Origin of the sequence: Pinibacter aurantiacus (assembly GCF_019130065.1) — a bacterium.
GTDB lineage: Bacteria > Bacteroidota > Bacteroidia > Chitinophagales > Chitinophagaceae > Pinibacter > Pinibacter aurantiacus.
Map to the genome: position 1 here is coordinate 195,593 of NZ_JAHSPG010000018.1, position 13,546 is coordinate 209,138.

Here is a 13,546-nt window from a genome sequence, read left to right on the forward strand (position 1 = left end):
GGGATCTTGAAGGCAAATGAATTTGGAGCGTGTAACACATAATTCATAGCCGTTTGGCTTCAGCCAACGGAAGGAAGGAAGAGTTACCGAATGTTATCCAGGATTTTGAAATTGTTTATTTCTATGAAAAAACGTGTCAATATTTTTTGTCTTAGCATTATAAAAATCAAACTGATTTTATTGCTGTGCATAAGTTGTACTGCGGCTTTGGCTCAACAAACGAATGCGTACCTGGTAGAGGCAGAGCAATTTCAGTTCAAAGGAAAATGGTTTACAGAACCAGACAAAGATTGTTTAGGCGGAACTTTATTAAGATACACAGGCGGGAATGGTGATTCATTATCCGATGCATTTACTGCCGTGAACATAAAGGAGTCGGGTACGTATTCGATCTGGATGCGAACCCCTGACTATGCGGATCGGACTTCATCAAGGCAATTGCAATTGTCAGTTGATGACCTTCCTTGCGAGCGTGCGGGCAGACATGGCAAAGTTGGATTTTACTGGGAAAAAGTTGCCCAAATGCAACTTGCTAAAAAAGAAGTACTGTTACGATTGCACAACTTCAATTATGGTCGTTGCGACGCCGTGCTGCTGATTAAAGATGAATCTGCAAATCCAAATGAGTTGGCTCTTACCGCGATAGGGAAGTGGAGAAAAAATCCTGCAGCATTAAATGCTATATCCGGTGCAGAAACAGGCAGCAGCACTTATTTAGCTGTTAGCGAAAATAAAAAACGCCTTGGCGGTATTGCAAATAACCATGTCAGGTTACAGTTTTTCCAACAAGGCGACGGTAAAAATGCTCCAATCATTTGTCAAACGGAAGTAAATGTAAATAATCAATGGCAGCACTACCAGGGCAACCAGGAAGATCATAAGATAATGCTGTTGTATGCAGATAGCGTTGCCATCAACTTTGAAAAATATTTTCCGGGATGGTCGTCAAAATCGAAAGGCAACAATTATTTTGAATTTAATGACAGAAAATACCCGGTTGAATCCGCTGAAGATGATCAGGACCCTTTCAAAGCGGGTTCCTTAAGCGAAGCAATTCCGGTTAGCGTGCAGCAGACAGACGAACGGACCGTTGCCGTGCAATACATCACACGAAATAATTCAGTGATCACCGGTTTTTGGAGCGTAGAAAAAGATGCTTATCATGTTAACCTGCGATTAGTATGTAAAACAGCAAAGGCTGGATATTATAGTTTGGCAGTGGCTGCTTTTAATCCCATTGCACAGGAAAAAACAAGCAATGTACTACTGCCTCCAATGTATCAGTATAAGCGTATACCAACGAATCCCCAGATGTTGGTGTCTGCCATTACACAACAACCATTATCAATTACGGAAACTGTAACCAATGGCGCTAAATGGTCCGGCTTCATTACTACGAAAGCCGAAACGTTTTCCAATGATTGGGGGACCTCTGATTTTTCCCCGATTGGTTTTTCTGTTAAAAATGAAAATAATGAAGTGCAGCCGGTTGCCTTTATGCCGGTATTGGGCATGCCCGATTCAAAATACAAAGCAGAGCAAATAATCGACCGGACTTTTGTATTAGGGTTGTTGCCTGCAGGATGGGAAACAGCATTGACATATATTTCAGATTCGATACTTAAGGTACGCGATTACCGAACGCAGCCACAAGTCTCTCTTACCGGTGCGGTGTTTAATATGACTGATCTTATCAAAGATGAAAACTTTGGCGGATGGGATTCGAAGCTAAAAGGTTTTTACGATATTGAAGGAAATCCCGAAACCGCGCCCACTGTAGTAAATGCTACACCGCTGGCAACGATCGACCTCGCAGTACTGGCAAAAGATGAAGACTTGTATTTGTCCAGAGCCTTACCTACAATAGAGTACACACTTTCGAGAAGCGGTTACAGGTGGGCGGTAGATATCGTGCCAACCGGTTATAATAAAACGCTGCGTTCGTTGGAACTAAATCCATTTTACTCCCAGTTTACGACTTCCTATTATGCAGGGTTGAACAGCCTGATGGGCAATCTGAATCCCTGGTTGAAAAACATCGCATTGCCGGGAGATACACTAAGGAAAGTAACAGGTTATTCCACACAGTTCATCGACTGGGTACAGGCAATGGCTGCTTATAAAATGACCGGCGATCCTAAATGGCTGCGAATGGCAACACAACAGGCCGACAAGTACATTGCAAATCAGGTGTATGCAAACAGTAAAAAAACGTTAGCGCCTACGCCATTTTATAACGCGTCTTTTTATGCACCCTGGTGGCACCTGGTGGAATTGTATGAATTGACAAAAGATAGAAAGTATTTGGATGCCGCTGCATACGGAAGTTATTTTACCATCGCGGGGATACGATCGTTTCCCCAGGTAAAGGACAGTGCAATCACCATTCACCCCGGCGGACAATACGAAGGCAATACACATATCTGGTGGAAGGGGAACCAGTCTTATCGCCTGGGCTTTCCAAGGAAACCGGGAGATGTTATGGCCAAAAAAGTGCCTGATGGATTGGTCTCTCCAGTGGGACTCGGGTTTGAACAGCCGTCTACTTATTTCTTAACGGCAAAGGACAAAAATGTACGACCTGTTTTTATGAGCAGCTGGGCACCGTCCCTGCTCCGGTTATTTCAATACACCGGTAATAAGCTTTTTGAAACCTATGCCCGTAACGCGGTCATAGGCCGGTTCACCAACTACCCGGGTTATTATGCTACCGGATATACGGATATAACCATGCAGCCCGATTTCCCCTATAAAGGGCCCGATGTAAGTTCTGTTTACTACCATCATATTCCGCCGCACCTTGCTTTCTCACTGGATTATCTTATTACCGAGGCTGTTCAGCGATCTAAAGGGAATGTGCAGTTTCCATACAGCAACCAGGAAGGTTTTGTGTGGTTCGCAAACAGAATTTACGGAGGTGGCGCGGGACGAGTATTTGATGATGATAAAACAACATTGTGGTTGCGAAAGGACCTGGTGCACATACAGCAACCGTCTGTTAATCATGTTACCGCTATTTCCGAAAAAACATTCTGGATTTTGCTTTCCAGTGAATCGAATAATGATGAAACAGTAACGGTACAATTATCTGTAAATACCGGGACAACAGAAGCGGGGAATGCGGTGGTGTATACAGCCGATGCTGTAAAATCAGGTCTTTCATTTTCCGGTTCAGTAATAAAAGTAGTTGTACCCGCAAAGGGATTCAGGGCCGTTGCAGTTCCATTAAAAAAGCCTCACACAGCACCTCAATATAAACCTTTGGTCAATGGCATGCAGATTATTGACATGGGCAAGCCATGGGGCAAAATTTTTGTATACCGCATCCGCTCGCCCTTTGGCTGGGACTCCATATATGGTTTTGCGGAAACAGGCCCGTTAAAAGATGCAGCAATACAGGTGTTATGCAATGGTGAAACAAAAAATATTCTATCCTATCCTTTTGAGTGGAGTTTTTATAAAATAAAAATGGAAGATAAGGTTGAAATGGTGATCAATCTGAAGACAGGTGATGGAAAAGTGGTTACAAAAAAAGTAATGGTAAATGGAAATTAAAAAACGATATCATTTATTTAAAAGCGTGTTTTTCATTGGCATGATCACACTATTAAACACTGGAGAAAGCATCGCCCAGAGTTCTGATGACCTAAGTAAAATTGAAGCTTCCCAGGGTGGAGCATCCCCGTTAGTGTTTGAACCGAAGGAAAATGATATGCCACTTATCGCGCCGGGCAATTTTGTAAATGCCTCCGAAACCGCGGTAAGAGAGGGTTTGGGTAACTTCTTTCATAAAATTGAAACCGCGCAACCAGTGACCGTAGCGTTTATTGGTGGCAGCATTACACAAGGAAATTTTTGCTATCGTTTGCAAACCGCCCGGTATTTGCAGCATCTGTACCCAAAGGTTTCGTTTAAGTGGGTTAACGCGGGTGTATCGGGTACAGGAACCGACCTGGCTGCATTCCGTTTGAAAGAACAAGTGCTGGATTATAAGCCCGACCTGGTTTTCATTGAATTTGCAGTCAACAAAGCCTACGCCCCGGGAATGGAAGGGTTGATTCGCCAGATCATTAACAACAACCAGCAAACAGATATATGTCTCCTGTACACTATACTGAATGGTCAAACGAAAATTTACCAGGATGGTAAGATACCTGAAAATATAGCAAGGCTCGATAGCCTTGCCGCATATTATAAATTGCCATCCATCCATTTAGGCATGGAAGCTGCGGAGCTGGAAAAAGAAGGTGCGCTCATTTGGAAAAACGACAAACCTGTTGATGGCAAAATTTTATTTTCCAACGATGGCATACATCCTTTGGCAAAAGGAGGTAACCTGTACGCTGCAGCGATAGCCAGGGGATTGGAAAAAATCGAAAAGGTTCAAACACCTGCTGCACACCAGCTAGGGCCACCATTGATTACAGATAGCTGGGATAACGCCCGAATGTTTGACCCTTTTGTTGCCGCAACATTCGATGCAAACTGGAAGTTCATTCGCACAACAGATTCCGTTCATCTCAAACAATTTTCCAACTGGTTCAACAAAGTTGCTTATGCCGACCAACCGGGCGCCAGTTTTACATTCCGTTTTAAAGGTGATCTGTTTGGCATTTTTGATATTGGCGGGCCAGAGGTAGGGCAGCTGCAATTTAAAGTGGACGGGCATCCAGTTCTGTTGCAACGCATGAGTTCACCGGAATTGATTTATTACGTAACAGATAATACGCAAGGAGAACCGACACTCGACCGCTTCAACTTCTTCTGTAACGACCGGTACAGAGGGCAGCACGATCTCATACAATTAACACCCGGTGTGCATGAGATTACCGTTACTATTTCTGATAAAAAGGCAGACAAAAAAGCAATACTTACGGAGAAGCAATCTCAGGATATATCACAACATCCGGAAAAATATGAACGCACTGCGGTGTATATCGGAAAAATATTAATAAGAGGTCAAATCATATAGCATGAAATATAAATTGTGTACATACATTTTAATTGGGTTTTTGATTTCAACTTTCACACTAAAAAGTAATGGTCAGGCCCTAACACAAAAAGAGAAATGGGAATTAAAAATAAAAGCGTTTGAAAAAAAAGACTCATTAAATGCTCCTACAAAAAATAATATTCTTTTTATAGGTAGTTCTACCATTGAAAATTGGAAAACGCTGGAAGGAGATTTTATTGACTACAATGTGATCAACCGCGGGGTTTCCGGTACCAAAATGACGGACCTGTTTGCATTCAGAGAGCGGTTGATTCAACCTTATGATCCGAAGAAGATTTTTATTTACGAGGGCGACAATGATATTGCTCTGGGATGGAGCGCTGATAGTATCTGCAATGTGTTTGTAGAACTATTCAAATACATCCGGCAGCAGAAACCTCAGGCGCATATCTATATCATGTCAATAAAACCATCGCCAAGCAGGGAGAAATACAAAGAGAATTTATTGAGGACAAATGCATTGCTCAAATCATTTGCAGCGCAACAGCGTGATCTTACCTATATAGATGTATATACGCCAATGCTTCGTGACGGTTTGATTGAGCCTTCTTATTACAGACCGGACAAACTTCATTTAACTGCAGAAGGTTACGAAATATGGAAATCGGTTATCGGCCCTTATATAAAAGAATAATGATGCCAAAAAGAAATATGATGAAACGGATAGCGATATTATTTTTTGTTCTTTCACTCTATGCGAATGTCGACGCACAGGTTTATAAAGATAAACAGGCACCGGCAGAAGAAAGAGCAAAGGATCTGTTGTCTAAAATGACACTGGAAGAAAAAATAGATTATATCGGCGGGTTCAATGGATTTTATATTCGGGGTATACAACGGTTAGGACTACCCGAAATAAAACTGACAGACGGACCTGTCGGTACCCACAAAGACGGTAAAGCCGTGGCTTATCCGGCGAGTGTTTTATCTGCTGCAACCTGGGATACCACCTTGGTTTATAACCTGGGAAAGCAACTGGGCCGCGACTCAAGATCGAGAGGGGTGCATATCTTACTGGCTCCCGGTGTGAATATTATCCGCAGTCCGCTTGGAGGAAGAAATTTTGAATATTTCTCTGAAGATCCCTGGCTGACATCCAGAGTGGCTGTAGCTTATATAAAAGGCTTACAACAACAGGGCGTGGTGGCTACTGTAAAACATTTTGCATTAAACAACCAGGAGTGGGACCGGAACAATGTGAGCAGCGATGTAGATGTACGCACCTTACATGAAATTTATCTTCCCGCCTTTAAAGCAGCCGTACAGGAAGCACATGTGGGGTCTGTAATGAACAGTTACAACCCTGTAAATGGAGTACACGCCACACAAAGTGATTTCCTGAACAACCAGGTTTTAAAAAAACAATGGGGCTTTGACGGGTTTGTAATGAGCGACTGGTCCGCAACCTACGATGCAGTTGCAGCCACTAACGGCGGGCTGGACCTGGAAATGCCAACGGCAAAATACATGAATAAAAAGAACCTCATTCCGGCTATTCAATCGGGCGCGGTTAAGGAAGCAACTATTGATGATAAGGTACTGCGCATTCTACGAATCATTTTCCGGTTTGGTTTTTTTGATAAGATACAGTTGGATACTGCTATACCAAGGGATAATCCGGATGGCGCACAACTTGCAAAAGAGCTGGCCCGCGGCGGCATTGTGCTGCTGAAAAATGACAACCATATTTTACCGGTTAAACCAGGGGCGGTGAAATCAATCGCAGTAATTGGCGGTAACGCAAATAACTATATGGCCGGTGGCGGAAGCTCCTATACTTTCCCTTTCAGATCAGTATCTGTATTGGAAGGTATCAGAGATGCTTATCCGAATGCCAAGGTAGCCTATTCGGCAGGAATGCTCACATTACCGGAAACCGTGTCTGGCTCTGTCTTTTATACTGGTAAGCAAAGCATGGAGAGAGGCCTGAAAGCGGAATACTATGCGAATGTAAAACTGGAAGGCGCACCCGTAAAAACAACGATTGATACAATTGTAAATATTGAAAACGGCTGGCACATCGCAACAGAAAATAAAGGAACCCCTTTTGACCATTGTTCCATGCGGTGGACAGGCGTTATAAGACCTGCGAAAACAGCCCGGTACCGGTTTTTCGTAAAAGGATTTGATGGTTTCAGATTGAAGTTGGATACAACCCTCATCATCAACGAATGGAGGAACCAGGGCATAACTACACGCGAAGTAGTAGTGCCGTTGGACGCAGGAAAGGAATACCCGGTAGCACTGGAATATTTTGCGAATGTGCATCCGGTGGATATTTCGTTTGGATGGCGGGAAGACAAATTATTGTTTGATGAAGCCATCGCTTTAGCTCGGCAATCTGACATTGCAATAGTTAATGTTGGATTTAATGAAAGCAGTGAAAGAGAAAGTAACGACCGGCCATTTGAGTTACCCGAATACCAGGATAGCCTGGTGCAGTGCATTGCGAAGGCTAACCCCAAAACAATTGTATTGGTAAATGCGGGAGGCAATGTAGATATGAGCCACTGGGTTGATAGAGTGCCCGGCTTGTTGCACATCTGGTATCCCGGCCAGGAAGGCGGCGCTGCAGTGGGAGAAATAATTTCCGGTAAAGTGAATCCAAGTGGAAAACTACCCGTGTCCTTTGAAAAAAAATGGGCCGATAATCCTGCATTTGCTAACTACTACGATTCCTCAGGCAATAAGCGCGTTGCATATAAGGAAGGTCTTTTCATGGGGTATCGCTATTACGATCAAAGTGCTGCAAAACCCCGGTTTCCCTTTGGCTATGGGCTTTCCTATACTTCATTTGTTTACTCTAACCTGAAAGTTGAGAAAAACGGAAAGGCAGGTGATCCGCATTTCAAACTTGCATTTGATATTAAAAATACAGGAGGTTGTGATGGTGCCGAGGTTGTACAGGTGTACGTTAGACCGGTTAACGCCAAGGTGCTGCGTCCTTACAAAGAATTAAAAAGTTTCGCAAAAGTATATGTTGAAAAAGGAGCGAGGAAGCAGGTGGAAATAACGTTGGACAAAAATGCATTTTCTTACTACAAAACGGATATCAGTGATTTTGATTTCGATGCAGGTTCTTACGAGATTTTAATTGCTAGTTCTGCTACGGATATAAGATTAAAAAAAATGATCACCCTGGAAAAACAATAATGGTAAAAATGATCAGAAAGTATCTAAATATATTGATGCTGGTTGGTTTGATCAGTTTTCAAAACAATGCATCGGCACAGGTAAAGGTGGAAAAAAATGGAGTTACGATCTATTCAAAAGGCAGGCCGTATCATTTCAAGGCCGACTTTTTAATTATTTATAACGAGCAGGATCCCGACCTGGCATTAAAACCATCCGGGATAAAAAAGGTGTCGTACAATGTTCCTACCTGGAAAACATCCGATGCAAACCTGGCGGACTACCACCAGGCCGATGTAAAATCAAGTGTGGCAGGAGATGGCTTTGATGACCGCATTTTAAGAAGCGCGAAAGAAGGCAGAACGGCTAATATATATCATGCAGGAAAAAGCTACTTAGTAACGGCTACGAGTATACGAGAAACAAAGAATTCAGTTTGTTTTATATTTTCAGAAAACCCCTTGTTTACTTTAAATGCATGGCTGGTTAAAACAAACAAATCCTATCCGGAATTACAATTTGTCCTGCGTCCTAAAAAAGCTGGTTTTTATAGCATAGGTTATGTTGGCGCGCCCTCTTTTAATAAAGATAAAATATCTGAACTATGGCAGCCTTTGATCTGGACAGAAAAGCGCCTGCCGGAACAACCTTACATGACGCCCTCTTATATGGCTACGTTGCCAACAACACTGGTGAACGATGGCTATAATTCAGTCGGCGTTATGGCTGCACCAAAGTACCTGCCATTTCAGCCATTGCCATTGCTGGAGAACAGCCAGTTTGGAGTTGCATTGTTAAATAACAAAGCAATGGTTCAGTCACAGGTTTTTGCGCCCATGCCAGGGGGCGTCAATTCAAGGATGACAGCAGGCGATGATTTTGAGTTTGTCATTAATCTTATAGTCGAGCCATTGGATATTTCTCATACCTACGAAAAAATTGCCAGGCAGTATTTCGGGTTTAAAGATTATCGCACCAATGCAACGCTATCTATGAATACCACGTTAGACAATTTGATAGATTATTCTAAAACGCATTATGCGTGGTTTGTTGATAGTTTAAAGGGTTTTGCTTATTCCACGGATGTACCCGGTGCTGTTAAAAACGTTTCCAGTTTAAATCCGCTGGAATTGTCTATAGTAAGGGACGATAAAGAGATGTTTGAAAAGAGGGCCTATCCTTTAATGGAATTTATGTTGTCCAGGGAAAAATTTTTGTTTGCACTTGACAGTACTCAAAAAATTCAATCCCCATCGCGCAAGTTGAAAGGGCCCGTTGCACTTCCTTCGGAGTTGGGTGCATTATACAATACGTTTGGACGTAACAACTCTTTTTATCTGCAAATGGCAGAAAAGGAATTTAGCGGTTCACGCGTAAGGAACCTCGATGAAAAACAAAGTGGAAAAAGTTGGATGAACGCGTTCTTTCTTTTTAAAATGACACGCGATACTGCTTACCTGCATTTGAGCGAACGGCTGGCTGACATCTATTTAAAACAACGGGTTGATAAGCCGATAGAACAATTTGGAGATCCCCTCGCCAGTTCAAATTTTTTCTGGCCCACGTTTACCAATAACTGGTCCATGTTGCTGGAATTATACGAGCAAACAGGCAAGCAGAAATACCTGGACGCTGCGCACGACGGGGCAAGGCATTACACCTTATTTACCTGGATGGGGCCAAAGATTCCGGATAGTCTGATTGCCGTAAACAAAGGCGGGAAAGCGCCGATGTACTGGTACCTGAAATCCAAAGGGCATCACCAAATGTATTACCCTGAAGAAAGCGTGCCTGCATGGCGACTTTCCGAAACCGGGCTAACGTCGGAATCCTCCGGCACTTCCACCGGGCACAGGGCAATATTTATGTCAACTTATGCGCCATGGTTATTACGCATAGGCTATTATACAAACGACAGTTTTTTAATGGACGTAGCGAAAGCCGCTCTGGTTGGCCGCTCCGAGAGCTTTCCGGGATATCATATCAACACAGAACGTACAACGGCCTATGAAAAAGTGGACTTTCCGCTGCATGAACATAAAGATCAAAGTGTGAATTCATTTCACTACAATCACATTTTACCAATGGCTTCTTTGTTCATAGATTACCTGGTGTCGGATGCATTTGTAAAAAGTAAAACGGCCATTGATTTTCCTGCCGAGTATATTGAAGCATATGCCTATCTGCAAAATAAAATGTACGGCGTACAAAAAGGAAAATTCTTTCACTCAACAGATGTGCAACTGTGGATGCCCCGGCGCCTGCTGCGCATTGATGATATTGCCCTGAATTATATCAGTGCAAGAAAGAACGACACGTTGTATCTCGCATTCATGAATCAATCTGCAAAAACCGTAACCACAACTGTTACAGTTAATGCGCAATTAGCCAAATTCCCGGGCAGGGTAACAGGACAGCAATTGTTTCCATCAGTATCCGCATTACCACTTACAGACAGCAGTTTTCGTGTAACCGTTCCGGCAAATGGTTTGGCCGCTGTGGCCATTCCCGGTGCCCAGTTGCAGTCAGCGTTTCAGGATCAGATACTGGATAACGAAACAGATAAACGAAGTGATTATGCGTTGATTCCTGAAGGAAACGGCAAAGCGCTTTTATTTAAGCTCGGCACCTATGGTCAGCGGCTTTTTGTTTTCCTGCAGGATGATGATACAAAGTGGGAAAAGGCAAAGTTGATTTATCGCGTTGACGGAAAAAAAGAGGAGTCAGTTGATAAAAATGAATACCCGTTTGAATTTACGATACCGATGGAGAAAGAGAAGAGCGTGCGCTTTAACCTTGAGCTTACAGATCATAACGGCAAGGTAAAAAGTTCAAAATGGATCACTTTAGGAAACTGATTATTGGATCTATATAAACAATATAAACAAGGTTAATACAAATAAATATAAACGAGTTATGGTAATAAGTAAAAGTGAAGCCAGCCGTGATTTGCGACAGGAAGAGTACAATGCAGATATGGGAATAGTTGGCGGTGGTTTGTCGGGAGTGTGCGCTGCAATAACAGCTGCAAGACAGGGATTGAAAATAGTATTGGTACAGGATCGCCCGGTGCTGGGAGGTAATGCCTCCAGCGAGGTGAGATTATGGATATTGGGTGCTACTTCGCATATGGGTAATAATAACCGGTGGAGCAGGGAGGGAGGAGTAATAGATGAGATACTGGTAGAGAATATGTATCGCAACCCCGAAGGTAACCCTATAATACTCGATATGATTTTGCTGGATAAAGTAATGCAGGAAAAGAACATCACCCTGTTGCTTAATACAGCGGTATATGAAGTCGCGAAAAGTGATGACGATACGATAGAGAGCATCAAAGGATTTTGCAGCCAGAACTCTACGGAATATATCATCAACGCCCCGCTTTTTTGTGATGCCTCCGGCGATGGGATATTGGGCTTTCTTTCCGGTGCTGCTTTTAGAATGGGCGCAGAAAGCAAAGAAGAGTTCAATGAAGGAATGGCGCCGGATGCGGCTTACGGCGAACTGTTGGGGCATTCTTTGTATTTCTACAGTAAAGATACCGGCAAGCCTGTAAGGTTTTCGCCGCCAACCTTTGCATTGGATGTTACTAAAGAAATTCCACGCTTTAAGAGCTTTAATGCAAAGGAGCATGGATGTAAGTTGTGGTGGGTAGAGCATGGCGGAAGATTAGATACGGTACACGATACTGAAACAATAAAATGGGAACTATGGAAAGTGGTTTACGGCGCATGGGACTATATCAAGAACTCGGGTAATTTCCCCGAGGCGGAGAACCTGACACTGGAATGGGTAGGTATGATACCCGGCAAAAGAGAAAGCCGCAGGTTTGAAGGCGATTATATTTTAAACCAGCATGACCTGGTGGAACAGCGCCATCACAAAGATGCCGTGGCTTATGGCGGATGGTCCATTGACCTGCACCCTGCGGACGGCGTGTTCAGCGAACGGCAACCTTGTAATCAATGGCATAGTAAAGGCATCTTCCAGATTCCGTATCGCTGCTATTATAGTCGAAATATAAAGAACCTGTTTCTTGCAGGAAGGATTATCAGTGTCAGCCATGTGGCATTTGGGGCTACGCGTGTAATGGCCACCAGCGCATACGGTGCGCAGGTTGTAGCGATGGCTGCTGCTTTGTGTTTAAAATACAATAAAAACCCAGCTGATATTTATAATGAGGGTTACATTGAAGAGTTGCAAAAGGAGCTTACAAAATCAGGGCAGCACATACCGGCAACGAGACTGCAGGACGACGATGACCTGGTGCAGCGAGCGCAGATAAAAAGCAGTTCATCTTTGTTGTTTAAAAATTTCGAAAGTAAAAACATTTTGTTTAAACCACTCACTATTGCTGCTGCACAAATGTTGCCTTTACTCCCGGGCAAAGTACCTGTAATCACTGTTCCTGTAAAAGCAAAATCAAATACAGTTTTGAAGGCTGAACTACGCATCAGCAGCATAACAGGCAATTTTACACCAGATATTACGCTGGCTGCAAAAGAAATCCAACTGACTGAAGGGGAACAGGAGGTTCAAATAAATTTTGAAACAAGCGTTAACACGTCTCAATATGCTTTTGTCATTTTCTTAATCAATGATGAAATAGAGCTGGGTTACACTGTGCAAAGAATTACAGGATTATTGTCTGTGTTTAACGGGAAAAATAAGGCCGTATCCAATAACGGGAAGCAAGTGGCACCGGACGGATCAGGAGTTGATACATTTGAGTTTTGGTGTCCGCAGAGAAGACCAGAGGGGCAAAATCTAGCCCTGGCTTTATCAGAGCCATTGCAAACTTTTAATGCGGAAAATATCCGGAACGGAACTGATCGCCCTTCAATACAACCAAATGCGTGGGTTGCAGATACCGTTGATAACGATCCTTCATTAACATTAACATGGGAGCAGAGGCAATCCATCAAAAAAATAAACCTTGTATTTGATACAGATGCCGACCATGCCATGGAGTCTGTGCTGATGACACACCCAGAAACTGTGATGCCACTTTGTGTTAGAAACTATCATATCGAAGATGAGAAGGGGGCAGTAGTTTATGCGAAAAAAGGTAATTATCAAACAAGAAATGAAATACTATTTGATGAGGCTTTACAAACGAAGCAGCTGAAAATTGTATTGCAACATCCGTCTGAAAATGTGCCTGCATCTATGTTTGCCGTAAGATGCTACGCTGAATGATATGCAAAGCGCAGGTTTATCATTCGGGAGTTAAGCCGCTTTTTTTCGAATTACATGGTGGCTGTAAATACTAAAGAAAGACTGCTTGTCATCCCGACGAAGGAGGATGACAAGTGACTTACTTTTAGTTTTTTAAACGGTTTTATTAGCCGACATTGAATTCGCAATTTCTAATTCCTAACTCCTAATTTCTAATTC

General features: G+C 43.0%; 6 protein-coding genes. All 6 read left to right on the plus strand.

Features of this window, described 5'->3' with window-relative positions:
* The first annotated feature begins 123 nt into the window (after positions 1-123).
* Genes KTO63_RS24565 through KTO63_RS24590 form a run of 6 tightly spaced genes read left to right on the plus strand, consistent with a single transcriptional unit; the run spans position 124 to position 13,348 of the window.
* Positions 124-3,555 carry a hypothetical protein gene (locus KTO63_RS24565; protein WP_217794663.1) on the plus strand — a complete coding sequence of 1,144 codons (3,432 nt, stop codon included), beginning with the start codon at positions 124-126 and terminating at the stop codon, positions 3,553-3,555.
* Positions 3,545-4,972 carry an SGNH/GDSL hydrolase family protein gene (locus KTO63_RS24570; RefSeq protein ID WP_217794665.1) on the plus strand — a complete coding sequence of 476 codons (1,428 nt, stop codon included), beginning with the start codon at positions 3,545-3,547 and terminating at the stop codon, positions 4,970-4,972. Before KTO63_RS24565 ends, KTO63_RS24570 begins: the two co-directional genes overlap by 11 nt.
* Before the next feature lies 1 nt (position 4,973).
* Positions 4,974-5,648 (plus strand): GDSL-type esterase/lipase family protein, encoded by a 675-nt coding sequence (locus KTO63_RS24575; protein ID WP_217794667.1) that lies wholly within the window; start codon positions 4,974-4,976, stop codon positions 5,646-5,648.
* A 17-nt stretch (positions 5,649-5,665) separates the two neighbouring features.
* A complete protein-coding gene (locus KTO63_RS24580; RefSeq protein WP_217794670.1) occupies positions 5,666-8,167 on the plus strand; it encodes a beta-glucosidase in 2,502 nt (833 codons plus the stop codon).
* A gap of 8 nt (positions 8,168-8,175) precedes the next feature.
* A complete protein-coding gene (locus tag KTO63_RS24585) occupies positions 8,176-11,004 on the plus strand; it encodes a glycoside hydrolase family 88 protein (RefSeq protein ID WP_217794672.1) in 2,829 nt (942 codons plus the stop codon).
* Between the two features lie 58 nt (positions 11,005-11,062).
* Positions 11,063-13,348, plus strand: a complete 2,286-nt coding sequence (locus tag KTO63_RS24590; protein WP_217794674.1) for an FAD-dependent oxidoreductase — start codon at positions 11,063-11,065, stop codon at positions 13,346-13,348.
* The last annotated feature ends 198 nt before the right edge of the window (positions 13,349-13,546 follow it).

Coding starts and splice junctions, on each gene's coding strand:
- KTO63_RS24565 (WP_217794663.1), top strand. CDS start 124: ATGAAAAAACGTGTCAATATTTTTTGTCTTAGCATTATAAAAATCAAA.
- KTO63_RS24570 (WP_217794665.1), top strand. CDS start 3,545: ATGGAAATTAAAAAACGATATCATTTATTTAAAAGCGTGTTTTTCATT.
- KTO63_RS24575 (WP_217794667.1), top strand. CDS start 4,974: ATGAAATATAAATTGTGTACATACATTTTAATTGGGTTTTTGATTTCA.
- KTO63_RS24580 (WP_217794670.1), top strand. CDS start 5,666: ATGATGAAACGGATAGCGATATTATTTTTTGTTCTTTCACTCTATGCG.
- KTO63_RS24585 (WP_217794672.1), top strand. CDS start 8,176: ATGATCAGAAAGTATCTAAATATATTGATGCTGGTTGGTTTGATCAGT.
- KTO63_RS24590 (WP_217794674.1), top strand. CDS start 11,063: ATGGTAATAAGTAAAAGTGAAGCCAGCCGTGATTTGCGACAGGAAGAG.